The sequence below is a fragment of the Pseudomonas sp. PA-1-6B genome (assembly GCF_021609545.1).
Taxonomy (GTDB): Bacteria; Pseudomonadota; Gammaproteobacteria; order Pseudomonadales; family Pseudomonadaceae; genus Aquipseudomonas; species Aquipseudomonas fluorescens_BV.
Map to the genome: position 1 here is coordinate 1 of NZ_WJZM01000030.1, position 26,616 is coordinate 26,616.

Annotated in this window: 31 protein-coding genes and 1 pseudogene; 16 read left to right on the forward strand and 16 right to left on the reverse strand. The window is 60.2% G+C overall.

Annotated features, from left to right (window positions below; all coding sequences use genetic code 11):
* Nucleotides 1-213: 213 nt before the first annotated feature.
* On the reverse strand, nucleotides 214-1,572 hold the full coding sequence (locus GIV35_RS15555; RefSeq protein ID WP_223023112.1) for a DUF1329 domain-containing protein: 1,359 nt from the start codon (nucleotides 1,570-1,572) through the stop codon (nucleotides 214-216).
* Nucleotides 1,573-1,599: 27 nt separating this feature from the next.
* Complete coding sequence (locus GIV35_RS15560) at nucleotides 1,600-3,390, reverse strand: DUF1302 domain-containing protein (protein ID WP_213153966.1); 1,791 nt, start codon at nucleotides 3,388-3,390, stop codon at nucleotides 1,600-1,602.
* A 79-nt stretch (nucleotides 3,391-3,469) separates the two neighbouring features.
* On the opposite strand from GIV35_RS15560, the gene GIV35_RS15565 reads away from it, so the two are divergent.
* Nucleotides 3,470-3,694, forward strand: coding sequence for a hypothetical protein (locus GIV35_RS15565; protein ID WP_146120470.1), 225 nt, complete (start codon nucleotides 3,470-3,472; stop codon nucleotides 3,692-3,694).
* A 176-nt stretch (nucleotides 3,695-3,870) separates the two neighbouring features.
* On the opposite strand, the gene GIV35_RS15570 is transcribed toward GIV35_RS15565, so the two are convergent.
* From GIV35_RS15570 to GIV35_RS15585, 4 genes are all read right to left on the reverse strand, one after another.
* Nucleotides 3,871-4,782, reverse strand: coding sequence for an SDR family oxidoreductase (locus tag GIV35_RS15570; RefSeq protein ID WP_236264675.1), 912 nt, complete (start codon nucleotides 4,780-4,782; stop codon nucleotides 3,871-3,873).
* Between the two features lie 118 nt (nucleotides 4,783-4,900).
* Nucleotides 4,901-5,803, reverse strand: coding sequence for an alpha/beta fold hydrolase (locus GIV35_RS15575; RefSeq protein ID WP_198714924.1), 903 nt, complete (start codon nucleotides 5,801-5,803; stop codon nucleotides 4,901-4,903).
* Nucleotides 5,803-6,585: a class II aldolase/adducin family protein gene (locus GIV35_RS15580; RefSeq protein WP_060765090.1), complete on the reverse strand. Its 783-nt coding sequence runs from the start codon at nucleotides 6,583-6,585 to the stop codon at nucleotides 5,803-5,805. The genes GIV35_RS15575 and GIV35_RS15580 overlap by 1 nt, the downstream gene beginning before the upstream one ends.
* Before the next feature lie 175 nt (nucleotides 6,586-6,760).
* On the reverse strand, nucleotides 6,761-7,216 hold the full coding sequence (locus GIV35_RS15585) for a flavodoxin (protein ID WP_105228408.1): 456 nt from the start codon (nucleotides 7,214-7,216) through the stop codon (nucleotides 6,761-6,763).
* 129 nt (nucleotides 7,217-7,345) lie between these two features.
* Here GIV35_RS15585 and GIV35_RS15590 point away from each other — a divergent pair, with 129 nt between their 5' ends.
* Both GIV35_RS15590 and GIV35_RS15595 read left to right on the forward strand, forming a co-directional pair.
* Nucleotides 7,346-7,813 (forward strand): PAS domain-containing protein, encoded by a 468-nt coding sequence (locus GIV35_RS15590; protein ID WP_105228410.1) that lies wholly within the window; start codon nucleotides 7,346-7,348, stop codon nucleotides 7,811-7,813.
* Between the two features lie 58 nt (nucleotides 7,814-7,871).
* On the forward strand, nucleotides 7,872-8,477 hold the full coding sequence (locus GIV35_RS15595; RefSeq protein WP_054921549.1) for a hypothetical protein: 606 nt from the start codon (nucleotides 7,872-7,874) through the stop codon (nucleotides 8,475-8,477).
* Here the strand turns inward: GIV35_RS15595 and GIV35_RS15600 are convergent.
* On the reverse strand, nucleotides 8,468-9,430 hold the full coding sequence (locus tag GIV35_RS15600) for a MerR family transcriptional regulator (protein ID WP_236264674.1): 963 nt from the start codon (nucleotides 9,428-9,430) through the stop codon (nucleotides 8,468-8,470). The genes GIV35_RS15595 and GIV35_RS15600 overlap by 10 nt on opposite strands.
* Before the next feature lie 213 nt (nucleotides 9,431-9,643).
* Here GIV35_RS15600 and GIV35_RS15605 point away from each other — a divergent pair, with 213 nt between their 5' ends.
* From GIV35_RS15605 to GIV35_RS15630, 6 genes are read left to right on the forward strand one after another with little or no spacing between them, the layout of a single operon-like run.
* Nucleotides 9,644-10,201: an antibiotic biosynthesis monooxygenase gene (locus tag GIV35_RS15605; protein ID WP_105228414.1), complete on the forward strand. Its 558-nt coding sequence runs from the start codon at nucleotides 9,644-9,646 to the stop codon at nucleotides 10,199-10,201.
* Nucleotides 10,202-10,258: 57 nt separating this feature from the next.
* Nucleotides 10,259-10,969 carry a dihydromonapterin reductase gene (gene folM, locus GIV35_RS15610; RefSeq protein ID WP_223023114.1) on the forward strand — a complete coding sequence of 237 codons (711 nt, stop codon included), beginning with the start codon at nucleotides 10,259-10,261 and terminating at the stop codon, nucleotides 10,967-10,969.
* Between the two features lie 20 nt (nucleotides 10,970-10,989).
* Nucleotides 10,990-11,550, forward strand: coding sequence for a GTP cyclohydrolase I FolE (folE, locus tag GIV35_RS15615; RefSeq protein ID WP_003194072.1), 561 nt, complete (start codon nucleotides 10,990-10,992; stop codon nucleotides 11,548-11,550).
* Between the two features lie 2 nt (nucleotides 11,551-11,552).
* The gene (folX, locus tag GIV35_RS15620; RefSeq protein WP_003194073.1) at nucleotides 11,553-11,924 is read left to right on the forward strand and encodes a dihydroneopterin triphosphate 2'-epimerase; all 372 of its coding nucleotides are present in this window, start codon (nucleotides 11,553-11,555) and stop codon (nucleotides 11,922-11,924) included.
* 15 nt (nucleotides 11,925-11,939) lie between these two features.
* Nucleotides 11,940-12,236, forward strand: coding sequence for a DUF1244 domain-containing protein (locus GIV35_RS15625; protein WP_032879544.1), 297 nt, complete (start codon nucleotides 11,940-11,942; stop codon nucleotides 12,234-12,236).
* Entirely contained in the window at nucleotides 12,229-12,567 is a 339-nt protein-coding gene (locus GIV35_RS15630; protein WP_127881029.1) for a HopJ type III effector protein, read from the forward strand. Before GIV35_RS15625 ends, GIV35_RS15630 begins: the two co-directional genes overlap by 8 nt.
* 168 nt (nucleotides 12,568-12,735) lie before the next feature.
* On the opposite strand, the gene trxB is transcribed toward GIV35_RS15630, so the two are convergent.
* A complete protein-coding gene (trxB, locus tag GIV35_RS15635; protein WP_010206474.1) occupies nucleotides 12,736-13,698 on the reverse strand; it encodes a thioredoxin-disulfide reductase in 963 nt (320 codons plus the stop codon).
* A gap of 293 nt (nucleotides 13,699-13,991) precedes the next feature.
* Here trxB and cysZ point away from each other — a divergent pair, with 293 nt between their 5' ends.
* Both cysZ and GIV35_RS15645 read left to right on the forward strand, forming a co-directional pair.
* A complete protein-coding gene (gene cysZ / locus GIV35_RS15640; RefSeq protein WP_054896976.1) occupies nucleotides 13,992-14,756 on the forward strand; it encodes a sulfate transporter CysZ in 765 nt (254 codons plus the stop codon).
* A 54-nt stretch (nucleotides 14,757-14,810) separates the two neighbouring features.
* A complete protein-coding gene (locus GIV35_RS15645; protein ID WP_236264673.1) occupies nucleotides 14,811-16,013 on the forward strand; it encodes a glycosyltransferase family 4 protein in 1,203 nt (400 codons plus the stop codon).
* On the opposite strand, the gene GIV35_RS15650 is transcribed toward GIV35_RS15645, so the two are convergent.
* The 7 genes from GIV35_RS15650 to rplU form a co-directional block, all read right to left on the reverse strand.
* Nucleotides 15,982-17,085: an NADH:flavin oxidoreductase gene (locus tag GIV35_RS15650; RefSeq protein WP_034128747.1), complete on the reverse strand. Its 1,104-nt coding sequence runs from the start codon at nucleotides 17,083-17,085 to the stop codon at nucleotides 15,982-15,984. The two genes, GIV35_RS15645 and GIV35_RS15650, sit on opposite strands and share 32 nt — an antisense overlap.
* Nucleotides 17,086-17,249: 164 nt before the next feature.
* The gene (locus GIV35_RS15655) at nucleotides 17,250-17,732 is read right to left on the reverse strand and encodes a glutathione peroxidase (RefSeq protein ID WP_054896977.1); all 483 of its coding nucleotides are present in this window, start codon (nucleotides 17,730-17,732) and stop codon (nucleotides 17,250-17,252) included.
* A gap of 102 nt (nucleotides 17,733-17,834) precedes the next feature.
* Nucleotides 17,835-18,299, reverse strand: a complete 465-nt coding sequence (locus GIV35_RS15660) for a CreA family protein (protein ID WP_003194082.1) — start codon at nucleotides 18,297-18,299, stop codon at nucleotides 17,835-17,837.
* A 16-nt stretch (nucleotides 18,300-18,315) separates the two neighbouring features.
* Nucleotides 18,316-19,434, reverse strand: coding sequence for a glutamate 5-kinase (gene proB, locus GIV35_RS15665; RefSeq protein WP_019817476.1), 1,119 nt, complete (start codon nucleotides 19,432-19,434; stop codon nucleotides 18,316-18,318).
* A gap of 109 nt (nucleotides 19,435-19,543) precedes the next feature.
* Nucleotides 19,544-20,767 (reverse strand): Obg family GTPase CgtA, encoded by a 1,224-nt coding sequence (gene cgtA, locus GIV35_RS15670; RefSeq protein ID WP_003194084.1) that lies wholly within the window; start codon nucleotides 20,765-20,767, stop codon nucleotides 19,544-19,546.
* 192 nt (nucleotides 20,768-20,959) lie between these two features.
* Entirely contained in the window at nucleotides 20,960-21,217 is a 258-nt protein-coding gene (gene rpmA, locus GIV35_RS15675) for a 50S ribosomal protein L27 (RefSeq protein ID WP_003176049.1), read from the reverse strand.
* Between the two features lie 34 nt (nucleotides 21,218-21,251).
* Nucleotides 21,252-21,566, reverse strand: a complete 315-nt coding sequence (gene rplU, locus GIV35_RS15680) for a 50S ribosomal protein L21 (RefSeq protein WP_007950961.1) — start codon at nucleotides 21,564-21,566, stop codon at nucleotides 21,252-21,254.
* A 239-nt stretch (nucleotides 21,567-21,805) separates the two neighbouring features.
* Here rplU and GIV35_RS15685 point away from each other — a divergent pair, with 239 nt between their 5' ends.
* From GIV35_RS15685 to GIV35_RS15695, 3 genes are all read left to right on the forward strand, one after another.
* Complete coding sequence (locus tag GIV35_RS15685) at nucleotides 21,806-22,774, forward strand: polyprenyl synthetase family protein (protein ID WP_003194086.1); 969 nt, start codon at nucleotides 21,806-21,808, stop codon at nucleotides 22,772-22,774.
* Nucleotides 22,775-22,944: 170 nt separating this feature from the next.
* Nucleotides 22,945-23,286, forward strand: coding sequence for a zinc ribbon domain-containing protein YjdM (locus GIV35_RS15690; RefSeq protein ID WP_034128750.1), 342 nt, complete (start codon nucleotides 22,945-22,947; stop codon nucleotides 23,284-23,286).
* A 160-nt stretch (nucleotides 23,287-23,446) separates the two neighbouring features.
* The gene (locus GIV35_RS15695; RefSeq protein ID WP_005791321.1) at nucleotides 23,447-23,704 is read left to right on the forward strand and encodes a PA4570 family protein; all 258 of its coding nucleotides are present in this window, start codon (nucleotides 23,447-23,449) and stop codon (nucleotides 23,702-23,704) included.
* Nucleotides 23,705-23,764: 60 nt separating this feature from the next.
* Here GIV35_RS15695 and GIV35_RS15700 read toward each other — a convergent pair whose 3' ends face one another.
* Complete coding sequence (locus tag GIV35_RS15700) at nucleotides 23,765-24,382, reverse strand: FKBP-type peptidyl-prolyl cis-trans isomerase (protein WP_034128752.1); 618 nt, start codon at nucleotides 24,380-24,382, stop codon at nucleotides 23,765-23,767.
* Between the two features lie 390 nt (nucleotides 24,383-24,772).
* Between GIV35_RS15700 and GIV35_RS27515 the strand changes: the two are divergent.
* A pseudogene (locus GIV35_RS27515) lies at nucleotides 24,773-25,654 on the forward strand (methyl-accepting chemotaxis protein); the annotation flags it as partial.
* A gap of 198 nt (nucleotides 25,655-25,852) precedes the next feature.
* Complete coding sequence (locus GIV35_RS27520) at nucleotides 25,853-26,557, forward strand: methyl-accepting chemotaxis protein (RefSeq protein WP_414478987.1); 705 nt, start codon at nucleotides 25,853-25,855, stop codon at nucleotides 26,555-26,557.
* Nucleotides 26,558-26,616: the final 59 nt, after the last annotated feature.

Genomic DNA, 26,616 nt, shown 5'->3' on the forward strand with positions numbered 1-26,616 from the left:
CTCCCACATTGGATCGCGGGGCATCAGTTATATCTGTGTCGGCTGCCAGGCCGTCACGGGAGCAAGCTCCCTCGCCACAGATTTAGCGTCGTGCCGAAGTTGTGTAGATACCTATGCTGCGATGGCGGTGCAACAGCAATCGATGAGCGGGCTGGCCCACTGCTATCGCAGGCAAGCCAGCTCCCACATTTTCAACCTCATTTCAGTGTGGAATCAGCGAACGCCCTCCGCTCTCAGTGCAGCCGGGGTGTAGTCCGCCGCCTTGGCCGCGAAGCCGAACACGAAGCTGCTTTTCTCTTCGTTCTTCATGCCCAGCGCGATGTAGCGCCCTGCAATCAGGTCGTACAGGGTTTCCACGGTGTAGGCCGGCACCTGGTGGTCGTAATAGAACTGCGCATGGCCTTCGGCAACGCGCCACAGTTGGCCGCGGCCGTCGTAGTGGTCCACCAGGGCGACTTGCCAGCTGTCTTCGTCGATGAACATATGGCGTTTGGCATAGATGTGCCGCTCGCTGGGCTTGACGGTGCCGACCACTTCCCACACGCGGTGCAACTCGTAACGGGTCAGGTCCTGGTTGATATGCCCGGCCTTGATGATGTCGTCGTACTTGAGGCTTGGCGAATCGAGCTTGTAGCTGTTGTAGGGGATGTACATCTCCTTCTTGCCCACCAGTTTCCAGTCATAACGGTCGGGCGCGCCGGAGAACATGTCGAAGTTGTCGGTTGTGCGCAGGCCGTCGGAGGCGGTACCCGGGCCGTCGTAGGACACCTGCGGTGCGCGCCGCACACGGCGCTGGCCGGCGTTGTAGATCCAGGCCAGGCGCGGTTCCTTCACCTGGTCGAGGGTTTCATGCACCAGCAGCACGTTGCCCGCCAGCCGCGCCGGCGCGGTGACCGATTGCTTGAAATAGCTGAGCACGTTGGCGGCCTTGGCCGGGTCGATATCCGGGATGGCTTGCGGCACCGCTACTTCTTCTTCGAAACGGATCGGCGTGTAGCTGCCATTGGTCTGGGGCGTGGCCTGGGTGATGATGCGCCGCAGGTTGCCGCCGTGGTAACGGGTGATGTGATTCCACAGCACCTCCACGCCATTCTTGGGGATAGGAAACGCGTAGTAACGGTTGCCGGTGAAGTTCTCCAGGCCGTTGCCATCGTTGATCGCCTTCACATTCACGGCGCTGCGCTTGATCGACTCGTAAATGTCCGCCGGCAAGTTGACCGTGCGGTGGCTGGGGTACACCGGGACCTTGTAGGTCTCGGGGTAGCGCTTGAACATCGCCACCTGGCCGTCGGAGAGTTTGTCCTTGTACTTGTCCACCGTGGCGGCGGTGATCACGAACAGCGGTTTTTCGTTAGCGAAGGGGTCGGAGAGGAAGCCCTTGCTGTCCACCGTGCCGGCGTTTTTGGGGATGCCACCGGTCCAGGCCGGGATCGAGCCATCGGCATTGCCGGCTTTTTCGGCGCCGACCGGGGTCAGGGAAGTGCCGAGCTTGGCTGCTTCTTCGGGCGATACCGCCGCCATTACGTTGGCGGCCAATACGCTCAGGGCCAACACTGCAATCATCTTACGCATAGGGTCTTGTCCTTCTTTTAAGCCAGATCAGAAGTTCACGCCGAAGCTGAGGGCGAGGAAGTCGCGGTCGGTCAGGGTGTTGTAGTCACCGCCAAAAAAGTCGGTGTAGCTCAGGCTTGCGGTGTAGGTGCTGCGATAGTCCGCATCCACGCCGACGCTGATGGCCTTGGCGCCTTTGTTGAACAGGCCGTTGGGGCCGTAGCCCGCGACGTCATGGGACCAGGACAGGTTGGGCTTGAGGTTCACACCGGCAATCGCGTTGTTGTAGTCAAGGATCGCCCGCGCCCGGTAGCCCCACGAGGTGGAGGTGACGAAACCGTCGGTGTCACCTTGAAAACCGTAGGCGCCGTACACCGAGTCTCGGCCATAGCGCAGTTTGGTTTTGTCTTCCAGGCCGGCGACGTGCACCACCGCCGCTTCGCCCACCAGGGTCAGGCGCTCGGCGCCCAGTACCTGGTCGAAGAACTGGGTCATGGTGCTCTGGATCTGGGTGATTTCCTTGCGGCGATAGCCTTTGTTGTCATCGCCGAAATTGCTGCGGATGGGTGAGGCGAGTTGGCCCGCAATGGGGTTGACCAGGGCCAGGGTCAGGTCAGTGGTGTTGAGTTGCACCGGCGCATTGGGCCGATAGCTGATTTCGCCGGTCCACGCCGTGCCCGTGGGCAAGGTGGTGGAGAAACTGGCGCCGAACAGGCGGATGTCTTCCGGGTAATCCAGGTAGTACTGGCCGCGGCCGAGCATGGTGCTTTGCGCCAAACCGCCCCCGGAACCGGGCGCCAGGGCGTTGGCGGTGTTGATGATGCGCCCGATGGTGGCCAGGTTGGTATTGGCGGTCAGGGTGCCGACGGTCGGTGTGCGACTGTGGTAGTTCATGAAGTACAGGCCGTATTCAGTGTCATCGCCCAGCCAGCGCAGGGCTGCGCCGAACTGGCCGGAGTCGCGCGCATCGCGGTCACCGGCACGCTGCACAATCACACCTTCATTGGTCACGCCAAACCCTTGGCCAAAGGCAGCCGCCACCGGTTGCAGCGGTCGGATCGCCGGGCTGCCCACGGTGTAATTATTGGTGCAACCGTCCGCCGCCACGTCCCCGCCGAAGAAGGTGCCGCAGTTGTCGAGCACCGTCTGGTCCCATTCCAGTTGATAGAAACCTTCCACGGTCAGTTGATTGGTCAGGCTCTGGGAGGCAAACAGCATGTTCACCGGGATCAAGCCTTCCTTGATCTCGGCACCGGGCCTGCGGAACGCCGACACGTCGATCGGGTTGATGCTGTTGATGGAGTTACCGATGAAGGTACTTTCGCCCCAACTGACCACCTGCTTGCCGGCGCGCACGGTGCCGGGCAGGTCGCCCAGGGAGTAGTTGTGGTAGACGAAGGCATCGAGGATCTGCGCACCGCTGGACTTGGCGCCTTCCTTACGGTTGTGATCGCTGATGGGCTTGAACTCGCGGTCTTCGTCCTTGAGCTCGAAGTCGTACCAATACTTGCCACGCACGAAAACGCCGGTGTCGCCGTACTTCAACTCAAGGTCGTGCAGCCCCTTGAAGATCTTGGAGAAGGTCTCGCCCTTCTTGAAGTTGAGGCGCCCGTCATCTCCGGTGGACGCCTGGCCCGTCCCGCCATTGACCGTGCCGACCAGGCTTTTATCAGCATCGCGCATGCCCCAACTGGCGCCGACCGACAGCGAGGAGTCGAATTGCCCTTCGATCTCGCCGATGTTGAACGAAACAGCCTGCGCCTGGGCACAGCAGCCCAGCGCAACCGCAGTGGCCAGCGCCTGTGGCGTGAAGATGGCGCGCATTATTGTTTTTGTCATGCGTCTTCCCCGGTGAGTGACAGAAGACCCCACCCTACTGCCGCCCTTGAGGGGCGATAAGCGCACCAAGGAGGTATTCGTGTTGTCGCTCGAAAGGATGACGGGGTTCGCTGGCCGGGCGCTGGACCGGGCCATGCATGCGATGGATGAAGGCTTACCAGAGGCATCGATGGTGCCGGGCAATTATTGTCGATTTGGTAACAGTCCTTGTCCCGAACTGCTATTACTCATTCTGTTACAACCGACTATTCTTGCCTGGCTTTCAGGGCAAACGGCCCGCTCCCGCATTGGGGAGAAAAGCTGATTTATAACGGATTGATCCTGTAATCAGTCTGTTCCCGGTGTTCACTGACGTTGATTTGTCGCTCCTTGATCCAACGTCTTACTTCGGCCGCTGCCTATGCAGCGGCCTTTTTTATGCCTGCAATAAAACGGGGCGTCATCGACGCCCCGTGGGATTCATTGATTTACCGGCAATGATCAGAGGCTGAACTTCTGCAAGTTGGCCATCATTTCCTTCAGTGCCTCGATATTGTCCTTGGGGTGCGCAGCCCCTTCGAAATCGCAGATCTGCTGCCAGTGCGCGGCCACATCCTCCGGCGAAAAACCGGCCTCGGGATCAAAACCCACACCCAGGCTGCGCTCCCAACGGGTCTTGCCGATCCAGCCGCCACCCACTTCAAACAAGCCTGCGGTTTCCTCACAGGCGTCACTGCCCAGGTACACCACCAGTGGGCTGACCAGTTCCGGCTTGAGGCGCTCGAACACCTGCGGCGGGATCAGCCCTTCGGTCATGCGTGTGCCACCGGTGGGGGCAATCGCGTTGACCAGGATGTTGTTCTTGCGCCCTTCCAGCGCCAGGGTGCGGGTCAAGCCATACAGGCCCAACTTGGCCATGCCGTAGTTGGACTGGCCAAAGTTGCCGTAAATACCAGACGTCGACGCCGTGAAGATCACCCGGCCATAACCCTGCTCGCGCAAATGCGGCCAGGCGGCGCGGGTGACTTTGTAGGCGCCTTCGACGTGCACCCGGTAAACCAGGTCCCAGTCGCTGTCATCCATTTTATGGAAGGTCTTATCGCGCAGGATGCCGGCGTTGTTGACCACCACGTCGACCCGGCCGAAGACATCCAGGGCGTTCTGTACGATCTTGTCGCCGTCGGTGACGGAGTCATGGTTGGCTTCGGCAACGCCGCCCGCCGCGCGGATCTGTGCAACCACCCGGTCGGCCGCCGAGGCGTTGGCGCCCTCGCCTTGGGTTGAGCCACCCAGGTCGTTGACCAGCACTCTGGCTCCGTGCCTGGCGAACAGCAGCGCATGGGCCTGGCCCAAGCCACCACCGGCGCCGGTGACGATCACCACCTTATCCTGGAACTGCACTGACTCACTCATACCGAACTCCGCTGGCGACAATGGGAATAGGCAGAGTGTCACGCAAGCAGCCTTTGGTCACAATAAAGACGGCCAGGGCTGAATGGTGCTTGATAAGGCAGCGGGATGATGCGCAGGCTCAGGAATAGGCCGCGCGCGGTGAAGGCTGGCTGATGCGCTCACGAAACGCCCGGTAATGCTTGAGCACCTGGACTGGCGCCTCGATCTGCGGGTAATGGCCAATATTGGCCAGTCTTATCGTGTCGGGCTGGGGCACCAGTTGGCGATAGCGCTCGACCATATGAGCCCCGGAAATCGGGTCTACTTCGCCGTCGATCACCCGCAGCGGCACTTCGCCTCGCTGCATGGCCGTGAGCCAGCGCTCGCGCAGACGACGGCGCTGGGGGATGTAGGCGATCAGTTTGTGCAGGATACGCGGGCCGTCGTTGCAACTGATCAAACTCCAGAAATCATCCAGCACGCTTTCACTGGGCCGCGTCTGGGGGCCGAAGATCTGGTTGAAACTGCTGGCCAATGCATTGCGCCCAAAGGCCCGACCGATCATCCAGCCCAACGGGCTGAGCAGTAGCTTTTGCACCAGCGCCGGCCGATGGGTTTCCGGAAACAGCCCGCCGTTGAGAAATACACAGCTCGCCATCTGGAACCGGCCCTCGTAATGCCGGGCCAATAATTCCTGGGCAACACTGTCGCCGTAGTCATGAGCCAACACATGCACCGGCTGCTCTACGCGCAGGTGCTCAAGCAGCGCCTGTTGCAGATCGGCCTGTTCCAACAGGCAATAGTCGTGGTCCAAAGGTTTGGCCGAGTCGCCAAAGCCGAGCATGTCGCAGGCAATCACCAGGTTGCGCTGGGCCAGGGGTTGCCACAGGTAGTGCCAGTCCCAACTGGCCGTGGGGAAACCATGAATCAGCAGCAACGGCTCGCCCTGCCCGGCCACCCAATACCGCACGGTGTGGCCACGAAAGACGAAGTCCTGGCCGCGCTTGCGCCAGGCTCTGAGCGGTATCTCGGCGAGTGGCATCAGCTTTTATACCCGGGGTCCTGATTATCCAATTTGCGCAGCAGTGCCGGCCAGGCCAGCGCACCGCCCATACCTTGGGCGCTTTTTGTGACAGCTGCCACCATCGCCTTGGCACCGGCGAGAATCTGCGGCTCGATGGCGATCAACTCGGTGCCGCCGCTTTGGGCCAGTACCTGAATCTCGCAGGCGCGCTGGAAGGTGAACATCATCAGGAAGGTGTCGGCGATGGTGCCGGCGCAGGTCAGCAGGCCGTGGTTGTGCAGCATCAGGAAATTGTTCTGGCCCAGATCCGCTTGCAGGCGGGCCTTTTCCTCGTGATTGAGCGCCACGCCCTCATAGGCGTGATAGCCCAGGCTGGACAGCACAAACAGCGATTGCTGGCTGATGGGCAATACACCCTGCTTTTGCGCACACACCGCCACGCCGGCAGCGGTGTGGGTGTGCAGCACGCAGGTCACGTCGTGGCGCACTTCGTGGATGGCGCTGTGGATGGTGTAGCCCGCAGGGTTGATCTCGTAGGGGCTGTCCATTTGCTTATTGCCGGCCTGGTCAACCTTGACCAGGCTCGACGCGGTGATCTCATGGAACATCAGCCCATAGGGGTTGATCAGGAAATCTTCAGTGCCCGGCACCTTGGCCGAAATATGCGTGAAGATCAGGTCATCCCAGCCGTGCATGGCCACCAGGCGATAGCAAGCCGCGAGGTCCACGCGGGTTTGCCATTCGGCGGCGCTGACCTGGGCTTTGACGTTTTGTGGCGATGGTGCAGGGGCTAGGCTCATGGCAATGACCTCCTTGGCGCACTTCTTATGGTGTCTAAAGTGAGAGCCAGTCTAGTCAGACGCCGAGGCGCAAGGAGTTTCCTTGGCAGCCAGCTTGATGACTGAGCGAGTCAGTCAAGAGAATAGTACAAGTACGTGTCAAACAAGCGCCGTCAATAACGGCGCTCCCTGGGGTTCAACCGCGCAGCGCGGTGATCAAATCGGCCAGCCAAGGCTCGGCGTCAGCTTCCGGGGTGACGCTTTCGCTGGCGTCCAGGCGCAGCATCGGCTGCACTTCGCGGATGCCCAGTTCGGCGAACAATTCGCGCATTTGTTCACCGCCGCCACAGAAGGTATCGCCATAGCTGGCGTCGCCCAGGCCGATGACCGCTCCCGGCAGGCCGCGCCAGGCGGCGGGCAGTTGGTCGCGGATGGTTGAGTACAGAGGCTGTAGATTGTCGGGCAGCTCGCCCATGCCGGTGGTCGAGGTCACTGCCAGGAATGCTTCGGGAGCAAAGGCCTGCACGTCTGCCAGCGTGGCACGCGCGTTGTGCCAGGCGTTGAAACCTGCGTCCTTGAGGATTTCTTCCGCGTGGCGAGCGACTTCTTCAGCCGTACCGTAGACCGAGCCGGAGAGGATGGCGACTTTCATCAATCTGATCCTGTAGTTGAGTGAAAGCGTGGGATATTAGCAGCCTGTGCCAATATTTCAGTGCGCACCGTGCAACATTCCAGACTTGCCATAAACTGGCAAGGTCAAAACCAGGCCATGGACCGCTCTATGATTAACGCCAAACTGCTGCAAATGGTCGTCAATGCGTCCAACGACGGGATCGTCGTTGCCGAGCGCGAAGGCAAAGACAAACCGCTGATCTACGTCAACCCGGCCTTCGAACGGCTGACCGGCTATACCCTGGACGAAATCCTGTATCAGGACTGCCGCTTCCTGCAGTCAGGCGACCGCGACCAACCGGCCCTGATCGCCATTCGTGATGCGCTCGACAGCGGCGGCGCCTGCCGAGAAATCCTGCGCAACTACCGCAAGGACGGCACGCCTTTCTGGAACGAGCTATCGCTTTCAACCGTGTACAACGGGGTCGACAAGCAAACCTATTTCGTCGGGGTGCAGAAAGACGTCACCACTCAAGTCAAGGCACAACAGCGTGTCGCCCAACTGGAAGCCCAGTTGGCCGAGCTCAAGAGCGAGCTCGCCGCACTCAAGGCGACGAGTGGATTTAACAAACTGTAAAAAACGCGGTCTTTAGAGCGATAATGGCTTTTTAATGCCTCAGCCTTGAGCCAGATCAATGCAACGCGACACGCTATTGACGCAGGACGAGCTGGATTTTATCCAGGACATGCAGCACAACCCGCAGCTCAACCTGCGGGATGCATGGTCGAGCCTGACGGTTAATGGCGGGGCACAGATTCGCGATTTGCTCACGCGGCTAGCGGCTCACGACCAGGTCACCATCCAGGCGCAGTTCGACAACCAGCAACTCACCTTCCCGTTGCACCTGGTGGAAGATGAGTTTCATGCTGTGCATTTGCGCCTGGGCGTACCGAGCATTTTTGAAGATGGGCCGATGATCCGCCCGTGGCGCCTGGCGCTTGAAACGCCGGTGGCGCTGGAAAACATCAAGGGCTACTCCAGCGCGCTGTGGGTGCACGAAGTGTCATTCAAAGGGGTGCTGGTAGAGGTGCGTGGCCGGGTCAAACCGCCAAAGACGTTTTCCCTGTGGTTCAGCCCTTCCGGCTACGAACGCATCGCCCTGCGCGGTACGCTGGAGCGGGTAACCGCCCGCGGCCTGTTCGCCTACCGCCTGAGCCAAAGCGATGCTGATGAGATCGAACGGTTACGCCAGTTCATCCTGCACCAGCACCGCCTGGTCCATCCTCACGTTCATGCCTGAGACTCCAGATGGCCGCTGAGCAGTTGCTGCAAGCGGCGCGGCATCCAGCGTCCGTCATTGCCCAGGCAACCAATCGACGAACCTGCCAGGCTGTGTTCCGCCAGGTCCGACGCCTCACCAGCCAGCAATAACGGACAATCGAGGGTGAAGGCCAGGCGATTGAGCCGCGACGCCAACTCTGCGCCAGGGGCATGATTGGAAAACAGCACCAGGGCTTGCGGCCGAGTGCGCTCGCAGATCAGCGTCAACTCATCCAGTGGCTGGCCAACGCCCAGGACCTTGACCGCCAGTTTCTCGCTCGACATCAACAAGCCCGCCACCAGCAACTCCAGCTCACGGCACTCTCCGGCAATGGCTGAGAGCAACACCCTGGGCACTGGCGAGGCACAGGCCATTTGCAGGCACCGTGCGACGCGCGAGCGCAGGAAATTGTCGAAGAACAGCCACTCGCTGGCTTGGCCAAAGCGGCCTTGGTGACGTAACAATTGCTGCCACAGCGGAACCAAAATGTCCTGGAACACCACGGTCGTCGAATAGACGCTGAAGATCTGACCGTACAACCGGTCGAGCTCACGATCATCAAAGGCACTGATGGCCTGCCGCAGTTGCGCCTGCCATTGGCGCCACTCCAGCTCGGTATCGCTGCGTGACGCTGTAGCCGGCTCGTTGGGCTGTGGGTCGCGCGCCAAAAGCTTGCCGACTTTGCTCACCGCTACGCCACGCTCGATCCAGTCGAGGATGCGGTGCACGGTTTCGATATCGGTGCTTGAGTAAAGCCTGTGCCCACTTTCGGTGCGTACAGGCTGGATCAAACCGTAGCGACGCTCCCAGGCACGTAGCGTCACCGGGTTCACGCCTGTGAGTCTTGCCACTTCACGAATCGGAAACAGGCCCTCGCCGTCAGTGTGGCTGTCGGGTGTCGTTTCGCGAAGAGGCGCAGTGATTTCGGGCATCAGCAGTCAAAAAACTTGTATGAATTTGGATCCCATTTAACGCCGATTGAACTGCATGATTCAAGATCTACGGCGATCCATCCGAAGTTTCTGGCGTATTTGGGCAAAACCGGAATAATCCTTGCCTGTTCTTTTGCGTTGCTGCACCACCCCGCAGCTTCGTTCGTGCGCCGCCTACCCGGCTCGGCGCACTTGCTGATTTGGAGATATACGATGTCTACCTCACCCGTCACCTTGATGGTTGCGCGCCGCGTGGCCAAAGGTCGCTACGAAGAACTGATGGCCTGGCTGCGCGAAGGCGAGCAATTGGCGACTGACTTCCCCGGTTACCTGGGCTCCGGCGTGCTGGCGCCACCACCCCATGATGATGAATTCCAGATCATCTTCCGCTTCGCCGATGAAAAAACCCTGCACGCATGGGAGTTCTCCGCTTCGCGCAGCGCGTGGCTGAGCCGTGGCAGCGAGCTATTTGCCAACCCGTCGGAACACCGTGTCAGCGGTATCGATGGCTGGTTCGGCGCAGCGGGTGCCCGCCCGCCACGCTGGAAACAGGCGGTGGCCATCTGGTTGGCTTTTTTCCCGGTATCGTTGCTGTTCAACTTCGGCCTGGGGCCGCTGCTCAACGAGTTGGACCTGTTCAGCCGCGTACTGGTCAGCACCGCAGCCCTGACCCCGCTGATGGTTTACCTTTTTATACCGCTGTCGACCCATCTGCTGGCGAACTGGCTGCACCCTTCGCCCCCTCGCAAAGTCACTGAAGCCGCCGCTTGAGTACAGGGAGGCCGGGGCGCTGGTATAGTTTGAGCCTGCCAGCGACTTGAGCCTCCCATGAATGCAACCAACGCTCCGATCCTGATCACCGGTGCCGGCCAGCGTGTCGGCCTGCATTGTGCCCAGCGCCTGCTAGATGAGGGCCAATCGGTAATTTTCAGCTACCGCAGCGAACGCCCTGGCGTGCAGGCGCTGCGTGAACGGGGCGCCGTCGGCGTGTTTGCCGACTTCTCCAGCGAAGCCGGAGTGCTGGCTTTCATTGCCACAGTAAAAACCCATACTCAAAGCCTGCGAGCGATCATCCACAACGCTTCAGCCTGGGTCGCCGAAACCCCGGGCGACGAAAGCCGTGCCTTTATCGACATGTTCAGCGTGCACATGCTTGCGCCGTACCTGATCAACCTGCATTGTTCACCATTGCTGCACCGCTCGACACTTGCCGATATCGTGCATATCAGCGACGACGTGGTGCGCAAGGGCAGCCGGCAGCACATCGCCTATTGCGCCACCAAGGCCGGGCTCGACAGCCTCACGTTATCGTTTGCCGCACAGTTAGCGCCGCTGATCAAGGTCAATGGCATCGCACCGGCGATGGTGATGTTCAACGAAGGCGATGACGCGGCCTATCGCGCCAAGGTCCTGGCCAAGTCAGCCCTGGGCATCGAACCCGGGCCCGAGGTGATCTACCAGAGCGTGCGTTACCTGCTGGACAATCCCTATGTCACCGGTACCACCCTGACCGTCAACGGTGGGCGGCATATCAAGTAAGCCGTTTACGAGGATGTTGTATGACCTTATCCCTGCCCCACCACTACCGCGAGATCCTCAAGGGCCTGGGCGAAGACCCGCAGCGCGAGGGCCTGCTCGATACGCCCAAGCGCGCGGCCAAGGCCATGCAGTACCTGTGTCATGGCTATGAGCAGAATCTGGAGGAAATCGTCAACGGCGCGCTGTTCGCGTCCGACAATGACGAGATGGTGATCCTCAAGGACATCGAGTTGTATTCGTTGTGCGAGCATCACCTGCTGCCCTTCATCGGCAAGGCCCATGTGGCCTATATTCCGACCGGCAAGGTGCTGGGCCTGTCAAAACTGGCGCGCATTGTCGACATGTTCGCCCGGCGCCTGCAGATCCAGGAAAACCTCACGCGGCAAATCGCCGACGCCATCCAGGACGTGACCCAGGCCGCCGGCGTGGCGGTGGTGATCGAAGCCAAGCACATGTGCATGATGATGCGCGGCGTGGAGAAACAGAATTCAACCATGAACACCTCGGTGATGCTCGGCGCCTTTCGCGAGTCGAACACCACCCGCATGGAGTTCCTGCAACTGATTGGACGGAGCAAGTAGCAATGCCACAACTTCAACCAGGCATGGCGCGTATCCGGGTCAAGGACCTGTGCCTGCGCACCTTTATCGGCATCAACGAGGACGAAATCCTCAACAAGCAGGATGTGCTGATCAACCTGACCATCCTGTATGCCGCCCAGGAAGCCGTGCGAGACAACGATATCGACCACGCCCTGAACTACCGCACCATCACAAAGGCCATCATCGCTCACGTCGAAGGCAATCGCTTTGCCCTGCTGGAGCGCCTGACCCAGGAATTGCTGGACCTGGTGATGAGCAACGAATCGGTGCTGTACGCCGAAGTCGAAGTGGACAAGCCCCACGCGCTGCGCTTTGCCGAGTCGGTTTCGATCACTCTGGCCGCCAGCCGCTGATACTAAGTGAGCCCTATGAACGACCAACAACGCCTCGAACTCGAAGCCGCCGCCTTTCGCCGATTGGTGGCCCACCTGGACAGCCGCAAGGATGTGCAGAATATCGACCTGATGAACCTCGCCGGCTTCTGCCGTAACTGCCTGTCCAAGTGGTACAAGGCCGAAGCCGACGAACGCCAGATCGAGGTCAGCCTCGATGACGCCCGTGAAGTGGTGTACGGCATGCCGTACGCAGAGTGGAAAGCCCAATACCAGCAAGAAGCCAACGCAGACCAACAGGCCGCGTTCGCCAAAGGAAAGCCTCATGACTGATTTGAACACCCTGCGCGCCAGCCTCAACAGCGGCGAACACGTCTTTGCCGATACCTTGGCGTTCGTCGCGGCGGGTTACGACTACCAGCCGCAAGCTTTCATCAACGGCGGTGTGGAAAATGCCGCTGGGCAGAATGAAGGGTCGTGCAAGACCCTGGGTTTGGCGCTGCTGGAAGGGTTGAGTGATAAGGAAGCACTGCTGGCGTTTGGTGAGCATTACCGGTCGGTGGTGGCGACGCCTGAGGGCAGTGACCATGGCAATATCCGAGCGTTGATTGCCCATGGGCTGGCCGCAGTGAAGTTTGCTGAACAGCCTCTGACTCGCCGCTGATTTAATAACCAACCCCGCTCAATGTGGGAGCCGGGCTTGCCCGCGATGGCGGTGGTGACTATCACACCGCTATCGCAGGCAAGCCAGCTCCCACACTTGTTTAGCGGTGTAGGTTAGATCGCAGGCATAAAAAAACCGGCTTTCGCCGGTTTTTTTGAGTCAACGGGTTTAGAACGAAGCGTCCTTCAAACCGTCGAGGTAACGCTCAGCATCCAGGGCCGCCATACAACCGGCGCCGGCCGAGGTGATGGCCTGGCGGTAAACGTGGTCTGCCACGTCGCCAGCAGCGAAGATGCCTTCGATGTTGGTCGCAGTTGCATTGCCTTCACGGCCGCCCTGCACCACCAAGTACCCGTCTTTGGCTTCCAGCACGCCTTCGAACAGTGAGGTGTTCGGAGTGTGGCCGATAGCGATGAACACGCCGTCGACTTTCAGCTCGTCGAAACTGCCGTCGTTGTTTTTCAGACGGGCACCGGTCACACCCATGTTGTCGCCCAGGACTTCATCCAGGGTGGCGTTGAGCTTGAGGATGATCTTGCCTTCAGCGACACGGGCGTGCAGCTTGTCGATCAGGATCTTCTCGGCGCGGAAGGTCTCGCGGCGGTGAACCAGGGTCACGGTGCTGGCGATGTTGGCCAGGTACAGCGCCTCTTCCACGGCAGTGTTGCCACCGCCGACCACGGCAACCGGCTTGTTGCGGTAGAAGAAACCATCGCAAGTGGCGCAGGCGGAAACACCCTTGCCCATGAACGCTTCTTCCGACGGCAGGCCCAGGTAACGCGCACTGGCACCGGTGGCAATGATCAGCGCATCGCAGGTGTACACACCGCTGTCACCGGTCAGGCTGTAAGGCTTTTTCGAGAAGTCGACCTGGTTGATATGGTCGAAGACGATCTCGGTTTCAAAGCGCTCGGCGTGCTCTTTCATACGTTCCATGAGCACCGGGCCGGTCAAGCCATGGACATCGCCCGGCCAGTTGTCGACTTCAGTAGTGGTGGTCAACTGACCGCCCGCCTGCATGCCAGTGATCAGCAGCGGCTTGAGATTGGCCCGAGCAGCGTAGACAGCGGCGCTGTAACCGGCAGGGCCGGAACCGAGAATAATCACTCGGGAATGACGGGTATCAGACATGACTCACTCCTACCGACCGCCCGGACCACAGGGCGGCGGGAATAAAAAAGGACCGCGAAGCACTTGGGGAAGGCTTTGACTCGCCAGATCCTGAAAATAATGGGTGCAGCGTATCGAGGGGGGCAAGATTAAGGAAATACGCAATAACAATCCAGCTCATAGGTGTTCTCTATGCGTGCAATCAAGTTAATCGACACCTTTGTAACCCTGGATGTCGCCTACTTGCCCGCGCTTTCACATCAGGTGCAAAGCCGGTAAGGTCGGCGCGTTCGCCATTTTGCTCGGAGTACCCCATGCCCGCCCCTGCCCTTTCCGGCCCGCAATACCTGCGTGAAGGCCTCAAACTGGTGTTAAGCCCCGGCCTGCGCCTGTTTGTGCTGTTGCCGTTGGCGATCAACCTGGTGCTGTTCGTCGGGTTGATCTATTTCGCCGGCCATCAGTTCAGCCTGTGGGTCGACAGCTTGATGCCGACGCTGCCCCACTGGCTAGGCTTTTTGAATTACCTGTTGTGGCCGCTGTTTGTCGTGCTGGTGGTGCTGATGGTGTTTTTCACCTTCACCATGCTCGCCAATATTATCGCCGCGCCGTTCAACGGGTTTCTCGCCGAGAAGGTCGAGGTCGTGGTACGCGGCACCGACGACTTCCCGCCGTTCAGTTGGGGTGAGCTGGCTGCCATGGTCCCGCGCACCCTGGCGCGGGAGATGCGCAAGCTGGGTTACTTCCTGCCACGTGCCATCGGCCTGTTCATCCTGTCGTTCATCCCGGTGGTCAACCTGATCGCGGCGCCGTTGTGGCTGCTATTTGGCGTGTGGATGATGGCGATCCAGTACATCGACTACCCGGCCGACAACCACAAGCTGGGCTGGAACGAAATGCTCGCGTGGCTGCGCCAGAAACGCTGGCAGAGCATGAGTTTTGGCGGCATTGTCTACCTGGTACTGCTGGTGCCAGTGGTCAACCTGTTGATGATGCCAGCGGCGGTGGCCGGGGCGACGTTGTTCTGGGTGCGGGAGCAAGGCGCCGAGGCGATGGCGCAGCCGGCGGTGGCCAAGTCATAAATCCATCATCGCACTGACACAATGGCGACATGGCCCACGCCGACACTGTGGGTCATGACGACAGCCTCGCTTCACATCACCCTCATTACCGAAACCTTCCCGCCGGAAATCAACGGGGTGGCCAATACCCTTGGCCGCCTGTGTGAGGGTTTGCGTTCACGCGGCCATCAGGTCGAGCTGGTACGCCCACGCCAGAGTGCCGACCAAAACCGCTCCAGCGACGATGAACTGCTGCTGTGCCGCGGCTGGCCACTGCCGGGCTATCCAGGCTTGCAATGGGGCCAATCGTCAATGCGCAAGTTGCTGCGCCGCTGGACGCGCCAACGCCCGGATGTACTGTATATCGCCACGGAAGGGCCGCTGGGGCTCTCGGCGCTGCGCGCTGCGCGGCGCCTGGGGATCGGCGTAGTCAGCGGCTTTCATACCAACTTTCAGCAGTATTCGAACCAGTATGGCTTGAGCCTGTTGAGCCGCGTGGTCACCCATTACCTGCGCTGGTTTCATAACCGCTCGAGCCTGACCCTGGTACCGAGCGCCAGCCAGCGCCTGGAGCTGGAGCGCCGGCATTTTGAGCGTCTGGATATGTTATCCCGGGGTGTCGACAGCCAATTGTTCCACCCGACCAAACGCGGTAACGCCATGCGTGAAAAGTGGGGGTTGGAGAACCACGATATTGCCGTGCTGCATGTGGGACGCCTGGCCCAAGAGAAGAACCTGAGGCTGCTCAAGCGCTGCTTTGATGCCTTGCAGGCTGCCTATCCAATGCGGCGGATGAAGCTGATTGTGGTCGGTGATGGCCCCCAGCGCTCGTCGCTGGAACACGATTTGCCCGATGCAGTGTTCTGCGGAACGCAGCGCGGCGAAGAGCTGGCAAGGCATTACGCCTCAGGGGATTTGTTCCTGTTCCCCAGCCTGACCGAAACCTTCGGCAATGTGGTGCTTGAAGCGATGGCGTCTGGCCTGGGCGTGGTGGCTTACGACCAGGCCGCCGCGAGCCAGCATCTGCGCCATGGCTATAGCGGCGCACTGGCGATGCCTGGGGATGAAGACGCATTTTGCGAAGCGGCCATCTGGCTGCTGGAGGAGCGCGAAACGTTGCGCAGAGTGCGCTTGAATGCCCGACAACATGCCAGCCGTCAGGGCTGGCCGGCGATTGTCGAGCAGTTCGAGCGCCAGTTGCGCGGGGTATGCGAGGACGGCCAACCGGTGCCCGCCCTCTTACCGCTCACACCAGAGTCATCAACGCCTCACGACTGAAGGGCAAGATGTCACTCTCGCGCCCTTCGCGCACCTTCACCGCCCAATCCGGGTCCACCAGCAAGGCACGGCCCACTGCAACGAGGTCGAACTCATCGTTGTTCAGGCGCTCCAGCAGTTTCTCCAGGCTGGCAGGCTGGGCAACTTTGTCGGTGTTGACCATGAACTGCAGGAACTCGCCATCCAGGCCCACGCTGCCTACCGTGATGGTTGGCTTACCGGTGAGCTGTCGCGTCCAACCGGCCAGGTTAAGGTCGGAGCCTTCAAATTCCGGCTCCCAGAAACGACGGGTGGAGCAGTGGAAAATATCCACGCCAGCGTCAGACAGTGGCTTGAGAAACTCACCCAACGCCTCAGGGGTTTGCACCAGGCGCGCGGTGTAGTCCTGCTGCTTCCACTGGGAGAAACGCAAGATGATCGGAAAGTCCGGGCCGACAGCGGCGCGGGTGGCCTGGATCAGCTCAATGGCGAAGCGCGAACGGTTGGCCAGGCTGCCACCGTATTCGTCGGTGCGCTGGTTGCTGCCTTCCCAGAAGAACTGGTCCACGAGGTAGCCGTGGGCACCGTGGATTTCCACGCCGTCCATGCCGATGGCCTGGGCATCCTTGGCGGCTTGGGCGAAGGCGTTGATCACGTCCTTGATGTCCTGTTTGGTCATGCCGTGCACAACGACATTGCCGTCCTTGAGCTTTTCCATCGGGCCATAAGCCGGCACGCTGGCATCAGGTTCGGTGCCCATACGGCGCACACTGCCCACATGCCACAGCTGCGGGACAATCTTGCCGCCTTCGGCGTGGACTGCATCGACCACTTTCTTCCAGCCAGCCAAGGCGGCTTCACCGTAGAAATGCGGCACGTTGGGGTAGCCATTGGAGGCTGGGTGCCCGACCACGGTGCCTTCAGTGATGATCAAACCCACACCGGCAGCGGCACGGCGGCGGTAGTACTCAATGACTTTGGAATTGGGCACGCCGCCTGGGGAGAACGAGCGAGTCATGGGCGCCATGACCACGCGGGTCGACAGTTGCAATGCACCGAGCTGGAAGGGTTTGAACAAGGCTTGGACGGGCATGGAACGCTCCACGGGAGAGTGAATTTATGATGCGGATAATATGGAGAGCTTGCAGCGCTGAGTAGCACTATTGATCTAAATGATTAAGGGGTAAAAGCGGGACGCGGAGCGCCCAGGGTGGCATTCCCACGCAGAGCGTGGGAACGATCAGGCCTTCACTGACGTCAGCTCAGGGCTTTTTCGATGGCCTGGATGATGGAGGGATCTTCCGGAGGCGTACGCGGCGAAAAACGCGCAAGTACCCGGCCATCCTTACCCAACAGGAATTTCTCGAAGTTCCAGGTGATATCGCCGGGGAATTCAGCGCCCTCGCCCGCCAGCAAACGGTACAACTGGTGCCGATCAGGCCCATTGACCTCAATCTTGCTGCCCAGTGGAAAGGTCACGCCGTAGTTCAGGCTGCAGAACTGCTGAATCTGCTCCTCGGTGCCCGGCTCCTGGCCTGCAAACTGGTTGCATGGCAAGCCGAGCACTGTGAACCCTTGGTCCTTGTACTGCTGATAGAGGTTTTCCAACGCCGCGTATTGCGGGGTCAAACCACATTTGGACGCCACATTGACCACCAGCACAACTTGGCCCTTGAAAGGCGCCAGCGGTAGCGCTTGTCCGTCCAGAGCTTTGAGTTTCAGATCGTGGAAAGCACTCATGACGAACTCCAGATATCCCATGTTCTTTGCATTGCAGCCCTTCGGAGCTTACAACCGGCAAAGCTGCAATCATAGACGCCGGTGACAAAACTCGCCTGCAGGTTACTGAGCGGTCGGCCAGGGCAGAATTGGAATTGCCGTCACCGCATTCTGCGGGCTGCCTTCGATCAAACGGTCGCTATAGACCAGATACACCAGGGTGTTGCGCTTCTTGTCGAGGAAACGCACCACCTGCATGGTCTTGAACACCAGCGAGGTGCGCTCCTTGAACACTTCGTCGCCGTCCTTGAGCTCACCCTTGAAGTGGATGGGGCCCACCTGGCGGCAAGCGATCGAGGCTTCGGCACGGTCTTCAGCCAGGCCCAGGCCGCCCTTTACCCCGCCGGTCTTGGCACGCGACAAGTAGCAGGTCACGCCATCGACCTTGGGGTCGTCAAACGCTTCAACCACAATCCGGTCGTTGGGGCCGACGAACTTGAACACCGTCGACACCTGGCCGACTTCTTCGGCCGAAGCCAGCAGCGGCATGGCCAACAGCAGGCCGAGCAATCCCTTCATCACGCGCATCGTGTATTTCCTATGGTTAAACCAGGATCAGGTTGTCGCGGTGAACCAGTTCCGGTTCCGCCATATAACCCAAGAGTCCGACAATGGCGTCGGAAGATTGTCCAATAATCTTCTGTGCTTCCAGGGCGCTGTAATTGGCCAGGCCGCGCGCAATCTCACGACCGTCTGGCGCAACGCACACCACCATCTCGCCACGGCGGAAGCTGCCCTGCACCAACTTCACACCCACCGGCAGCAAGCTCTTGTTGCCTTGGGACAAGGCCGATACGGCCCCCGCGTCCAGCACCAGCGTGCCACGGGTTTGCAGATGACCGGCCAGCCATTGCTTGCGCGCCGCCAGCATGCCGCGCTCCGGCGACAACAGCGTGCCAATGCGCTCACCCGCCTTGAGGCGATCAAGCACGCGCTCCAGGCGCCCGCCGACGATGATGGTGTGGGCCCCCGAACGCGCCGCCAGGCGCGCGGCGCGCAGCTTGGTCTGCATGCCACCGCGGCCCAGGGCACCGCCGACACTGCCGGCGACCGCATCCAGCGCCGGGTCGTCGGCGCGGGCTTCATAGATAAGCTGGGCATCGGGGTTGTTGCGCGGGTCGGCGTCGAACATGCCATCGCGGTCGGTGAGGATCACCAACAGGTCAGCCTCTACCAGGTTGGCCACCAGGGCGGCCAGGGTGTCGTTGTCACCAAAGCGGATTTCGTCGGTGACCACAGTGTCGTTCTCGTTGATGACCGGGATGACCTTGAGCTCCACCAGCGCGCGCAAGGTGCTGCGGGCGTTGAGGTAGCGCTTGCGGTCGGACAGGTCGTCGTGGGTCAGCAACACCTGCGCCGTGTGGCGGCCGTGCTCGGCAAAGCTGGACTCCCAGGCTTGCACCAGGCCCATCTGGCCGATGGCGGCAGCGGCTTGCAGTTCGTGCATCGCGCTGGGTCGCGCGGTCCAGCCGAGGCGGCTCATCCCGGCGGCAACCGCTCCGGACGACACCAGCACCAACTCAACGCCTGCTTCATGCAAGGCCACCATCTGCTCGACCCAGACGCTCATGGCTGCGCGATCCAGACCTTTGCCATCCGCCGTCAACAGCGCACTACCGATTTTCACGACCCAGCGCTGCGCACCTGTCACTTTGCTCCGCATCATCTTCAACCTTAGAGTGGGGGCCGCGCGACCCAGCGCTGCCCATAACGTTATACCCGGATACCAAAACGCCGCTCCAGGGAGCGGCGTTCAAGTTTATCGCAACGGATCAGTCACGCACGTAAATGATTTCCGGACCGTCTTCATCATCCACGTCTTCTTCGTCCCAATCATCGTCGCCGATGTCGTGGACCGACTTCACGCCGCTGCGACGCAGGGCACGCTGGTCGTCCAGGGCCTGCAACTGGGCACGGGCCTCGTCTTCGATCTGCTGGTCGAGTTCGGCGAGTTCGGCCTTGTACACCGGGTCGGCCGCCAGGCGGTCGGCACGGTCTTCCAGGTAACGCATGATGTCGCGGGTCAGGCGCTCGGTGCCTTCTTTGGCGATGGCCGAGATGACGTAGACCGGACCTTCCCACTCCAGGCGATCAACGATCTCCTTGACGCGCTCTTCGTGCTCTTCTTCAAGTATCTGGTCGCACTTGTTCAGTACCAACCAGCGATCGCGCTCGGCCAGGGCCGGGCTGAACTTGGTCAGTTCGCTGACGATGACTTCGGCAGCATCGGCGGCACTGGTGTCATCCAGCGGCGCCATGTCGACGAGGTGCAGCAGCAAACGGGTGCGGGACAAGTGCTTGAGGAAGCGGATGCCCAGGCCAGCACCGTCGGAAGCGCCTTCGATCAAGCCGGGAATGTCGGCAACCACGAAGCTCTTCCAGCGGTCGACGCTGACCACGCCCAGGTTTGGCACCAGGGTGGTGAACGGGTAGTCGGCGACTTTCGGCTTGGCAGCCGACACCGAGCGAATGAAGGTACTTTTACCCGCGTTCGGCAGGCCCAGCAGGCCCACGTCCGCCAGTACTTTCATTTCCAGCTTCAGGTCGCGCTGCTCGCCCGGCTTGCCCGGCGTGGTCTGGCGCGGTGCACGGTTGGTACTGGACTTGAATCGGGTGTTACCCAGACCGTGCCAACCGCCCTGCACAACCATCAGCTTCTGGCCGGCCTTGGTCAGGTCGCCAATCACTTCCTGGGTCGCAGAGTCGATGATCGTGGTGCCGACCGGTACGCGCAGTACCAGGTCTTCACCTTTTTTTCCGGTGCAGTCGGTGCTGCCGCCGTTGGAGCCACGCTCGGCATCGAAGTGCCGGGTGTAACGGTAGTCGACCAGGGTGTTGAGGTTTTCGTCGGCCATCATGTAGATGGAACCGCCGTCACCGCCGTCACCGCCGTTTGGACCACCGTTTTCGATGAATTTTTCGCGACGGAAACTCATGCAACCGTTACCGCCGTCGCCTGCTTTTACTCGGATGGAAACTTCATCAACGAACTTCATAACAAAACGCCTCTCGCCGCATGGACGAGCTTAAGAAACCAAGACATAAGACTCTTGCAAAAATGAGCGCAGCGACCTCAATCAGCGACCGCAAACCTGCGCCTGAGCTCATCACAAACAGCTTTGCAAGAGACTCACTCCACAAACGAAAAAGCCCCGTCGCAAGACAGGGCTTTTCCAGCGATCTCGCAATTAAGCTGCGACAACGCTCACGTAACGGCGGTTGAACGCGCCCTTTACTTCGAACTTGATCACGCCTTCGATTTTAGCGAAGAGGGTGTGATCTTTACCCATGCCAACACCGTAACCGGCGTGGAATTGGGTGCCGCGCTGACGCACGATGATGTTGCCCGGAATGATTTTCTGGCCGCCATACATCTTCACGCCAAGGCGTTTGGCTTCTGAGTCGCGACCGTTACGGGTACTACCACCAGCTTTTTTGTGTGCCATGAGTCAATTCTCCTAGTGAGGAATTAGGCTGAAATTAAGCCTGAATACCGGTGATTTTGATCTCGGTGTACCACTGGCGGTGGCCCATACGCTTCATGTGGTGCTTACGACGACGGAACTTGATGATGCGGACTTTATCGTGACGACCTTGGGAGATCACTTCAGCCACAACGGTAGCGCCAGCAACAACTGGAGCGCCGATGTTCACGTCATCGCCATTGGCGACCAACAGAACGCGATCAAAAGTAACGGATTCGCCAGTAGCGACTTCCAGTTTCTCGATCTTCAGGTATTCACCTGGGGCGACTTTGTATTGCTTGCCACCAGTAACAATTACTGCGTACGACATGGTATTTCTCCGATAATCCTGCTCACCCAGCGCTTTATAAGAAGAGGTATTGGCTGGCATGGCTGCATGGGATGGACGTCCCGAATGCAATTGCGTAAGGCAGGTGCTGCCCAGGAAGTTCAGGGTGCGCGATTGTACGCAAGCTATGGGAGGCTTGCAAGGGGCCGTCTATCGCGCCTTGACACCCGGGGGTCAGGGTCCTAGCATGCCGCGCAACCCTTCTGGAGCGACTGTCGCTGATGCAACCCCAAGCTTTCTACCGCGCGGTCGCGGACGATTTTAGCGCCGTCGACGGCATCATCAAGCAGCAGCTGACGTCTAAAGTGCCGCTGGTCTCCAAAATTGGCGACTACATTACGTCGGCGGGCGGCAAACGCCTGCGTCCTTTATTAGTGTTGCTGTGCGGCAAGGCCCTGGGCCGTCAAGGCGATGACCTGCGCCTGCTGGCCGCCACGATCGAATTCCTGCACACCGCCACCCTGCTGCATGACGACGTGGTCGACATGTCAGGCATGCGCCGTGGTCGCGAGACCGCAAACGCGATGTGGGGCAATGCGCCCAGCGTGTTGGTGGGCGACTTCCTGTATTCGCGCTCGTTCGAAATGATGGTGGAGCTGGGCTCGATGCCCGTGATGAAGATTCTTTCACAGGCCACACGCATCATCGCCGAAGGCGAAGTGTTGCAGCTGTCCAAAGTCCGCGACGCCAGCACCACTGAAGAAACCTATATGGAAGTGATTCGCGGCAAAACCGCGATGCTCTTCGAAGCCTCTACCCACAGTGCAGCCGCGCTGTGTGGCGCCACCGCCGAACAGGCTGAGGCCCTGCGCACGTTCGGTGATCACCTGGGCGTGGCGTTCCAACTGGTGGATGACCTGCTCGACTACAAAGGCGACGCTGAAACCCTGGGCAAGAACGTCGGTGACGACCTGGCCGAGGGCAAGCCGACCTTGCCGCTGATCTACACCATGCGCGAAGGCACGCCGGAACAGGCTGCCCTGGTGCGCAAGGCGATCCAGAAAGGCGGGATCGAAGACCTGGAAGCCATCCGTGCCGCCGTAGAAGCCTCCGGTTCCCTGGAGTACACCGCGCAACTGGCGCGTGACTACGTGGCGCGGGCGATCACATGCCTGGAAGCGCTGCCGGCCAGTGAATACCGGGATGCCCTGGTTGAGCTGAGTGAGTTTGCGGTCGCCCGTACTCACTGATTCCGCGCTGTTTAATGTGGGAGCTGGCTTGCCTGCGATGACGGGAGTGAATTCACTGCCGCTATCGCAGGCAAGCCAGCTCCCACATTAGGACGAGTCCAACCCCACCCGCGTTTAAAACCCTATATAATGTGCGACTTTTAGCCATCCCTGACTTTCTAGGAGCTTTAGTGAGCACGTTGCCACCCTGCCCAAAATGCAATTCCGAATACACCTACGAAGACGGCGCCCAACTGGTCTGCCCGGAATGCGCCCATGAGTGGTCCGCCAACGGCGAGGCCGAAGTGGTCGGCGATGAGACCGTGAAGAAAGACTCTGTGGGCAACGTCCTGCAGGATGGCGACACCATCACCGTGATCAAGGACCTCAAGGTCAAGGGCACTTCCCTGGTGGTCAAGGTGGGCACCAAGGTCAAGAACATCCGCCTGTGCGACGGCGACCACGATATCGACTGCAAGATCGACGGGATCGGCCCGATGAAACTCAAGTCCGAGTTCGTGCGCAAAGTCTGAACCTGCTGCATTCCATCCCGCGCCCGCCGCGGGATGGCGTTTCGCCCTCTGCGTTGATCGAACGCAATACCCACACAGAAAAACCCAGAAATTGCCAATAGACGCTTGCTATTCTACGAATAAGAATTATTCTCATTGAAACCCATCAAGGAGAACGACCATGACTTATTTGATAGATGCCTGGCTGGATCGCCCCCACCCTTACCTGCGAATCCTGCATCGGGAAACCGGTGAAGTCTGTGCGGTGCTTGAGGAAGAAGCGCTGAACGAGCTGCAGGACCAGGGCGATCTGGACGTGAATGGCCTGAGTTCCAGTGAGCCTGGGGTGCTGAAGGAAGTGGTGAGGAATCTGTTTCTGTTCTGTTATGCACGAGCGTTGCGCCCGGCGACCGACTTGAATGGCAAGTTCCATCCATGAAGAAACTGGCAAATACCTGTTGGGGCGAACGCGTTCGTCCCAACAGGTAACCAGCAGGCCTTACAGAACGTCGAGCAGCTCGACGTCGAATACCAGAACGCTGTGCGGCGGGATGCTGCCAACGCCTTGAGCGCCGTAAGCCAGTTCGCTCGGCACGTACAGGCGCCATTTGCTGCCGGCATTCATCAGTTGCAGGGCTTCGGTCCAGCCGGCGATCACGCCACCCACCGGGAATTCTGCAGGCTGGCCGCGCTCGTAGGAGCTGTCGAACACAGTGCCGTCGATCAGGGTGCCGTGGTAGTGAGTACGCACTTGGTCTTCACGGGTCGGCTTGGCGCCGGTACCGGCCGTCAGCACTTCAAATTGCAGGCCGGAAGCCAGGGTGGTGATGCCATCACGCTTGGCGTTTTCTGCCAGGAAAGCCAGGCCAGCGCCCGCTGCAGCTTCAGCCTTGGCAGCGGCTTCGGCTTGCATGATTTCGCGGATCACCTTGAAGCTGGCCGCCATTTGCTCTTGGTCAACACGGCTTGGCGAGCCTGCGAATGCGTCGGTCAGGCCGGCCAGGATCGCGTCCAGGCTGACGCCCGGTGGCGGGTTGTCGCGCAGCTGGTCGCCCAACTGACGGCCGATACCGTAGCTGACGCGGGTTTCGTCGGTGGACAGATTAACTTCGGACATGAAGAGGCTCCGCTGTAGGACGCCACGGTTTCCCGCGCCGCCCAGAACTAAAAGGGCCCGCAGACTAGCACACATGAGCGGGCCGTGATCAGCCCCACCCCGGCATCGCCGTTGCGCGCCGGCGACCCTTCGTCGACGAACAATAAAAGTATTTCAGAATCATCCTTTCCCGCCGATACAGCCCTACACATCTTGGCTGGCTCAAACAAAAACACACCGTCCAGCAGACAGACATCACTCTTCAAGGAGCTTTCGATGAACAGCTGGTTCGGTAACATCAGCGTCAATCTCAAACTCGGCCTGGGCTTCGGCCTGGTGCTGGTCCTCACCTCGATCCTGGCACTCACTGGCTGGACCAGCCTGGGCGGCTTGATCGACCGTAGCAATTGGATGAGCGACATCACCCAGCTCAATGCCTCGCTGACCAAACTGCGTATCGTGCGCTTGCAATACATGCTGGCCAATGGCGACGAAGCTGTGGCGCAGAACGTGCAGACCAGCCTCGATGCCTTCGCCGCCCAGCAACAGAAGCTGCTCGACAGCTTCAAGAGCCCGGAAAACCTCAAGCTGCTCAATGAGCAGAAAGCCGTCATTACCGCTTACCGCCAGTCCCTGAACAAAATGCGCGAGGCCTACCGCAATGGCAACGCTGCGCGCGATGTCATGGGCGCCAAGGCCGACATTGCCAACGCGCAAATCAACGCGCTGGAAACCAGTGTGCAGCAGTCATCCGACAGCCCGGAACGCTTCACGCAGTTCCTGGCCGTGACCCAGGCCAAGAACGAATTCATGCAGGCTCGCTACGAAGTGCGCGGCTATACCAATAGCCCCAACGCAGAAACCGAAGCCCGCGCTGCTACACAGCTGGAAAAAGCTGTCACTGGTTTGAAAGGCCTCAGCGTTGCCTTCGGTACTGGCCAGCAAAGCGCATTGTCCGCACTGGAAACCGCGCTAGGCGCCTATCGCAGCGCCGTGCAGAGCTACAAGGCGGCCAATGCCAATATCGTCACCGCCCGTGCCGAAATGACCACCCAGGGCGCCGACATCGTGACGATCAGCGACAAGCTGTACGACATCCAACTGGAACGTCGCGACGCCGAAAGCACCCAGGCCCGCAGCCTGCAACTGATCAGCACCTTGCTGGCCCTGTTGGTCGGCGTGATTGCCGCGTGGGTGATCACCCGCCAGATCACCCGCCCGATCCAGGACACCCTGGCCGTGGTGGAGCGCATCGCTTCGGGCGACTTGAGCCACAATATCCAGGTGACCCGTCGCGACGAACTGGGCGTGTTGCAGCAAGGCATCCAGCGCATGGGCACCACCCTGCGCGAGCTGATCAGCGGCATTCGCGACGGCGTCACTCAGATCGCCAGCGCCGCCGAAGAATTGTCAGCGGTGACCGAGCAGACCAGCGCCGGCGTGAACAGCCAGAAGATCGAGACCGATCAGGTCGCCACCGCCATGCATGAAATGACCGCCACTGTGCAGGAAGTTGCGCGCAATGCCGAACAGGCTTCCCAAGCCGCTTCCGACGCTGACGGCCAGGCCCGCGAAGGCGATAAAGTGGTGGCTGAAGCCATCGCCCAGATCGAACGCCTGGCGGCCGAAGTGGCGCGCTCCACCGACGCCATGACGCACCTGCAACAAGAGAGCAACAAGATCGGCAGCGTGATGGACGTGATCAAGGCCGTGGCCGAACAGACCAACCTGCTGGCACTTAACGCCGCCATTGAAGCTGCGCGTGCCGGGGAAGCCGGCCGTGGGTTTGCCGTGGTCGCCGACGAAGTGCGTGGCCTGGCGCAGCGTACACAGAAGTCCACCGAAGAAATCGAAGACCTTGTAGCCGGTTTGCAGAACGGTACCCAACAAGTGGCCAACGTGATGAACAACAGCCGCAGCCTCACCGACAGCAGTGTCGAGCTGACGCGCAAGGCGGGTGTGTCCCTGGAAAGCATCACCCGCACGGTGTCCAATATCCAGTCGATGAACCAGCAAATTGCCGCGGCCGCCGAACAACAGAGCGCCGTGGCGGAAGAGATCAGCCGCAGTATCGTGAACGTGCGTGACGTGTCTGAGCAGACCGCTACGGCCAGTGATGAGACAGCCAAGTCGAGTGTTGAACTGGCGCGCCTGGGTAGCCAGTTGCAGCAGATGGTCAGTCATTTCCGGGTGTAGCACCACAACCATGGTGACGAGGGAGCAAGCTCCCTCGTCACAAGGGCCTTACCTGCGAA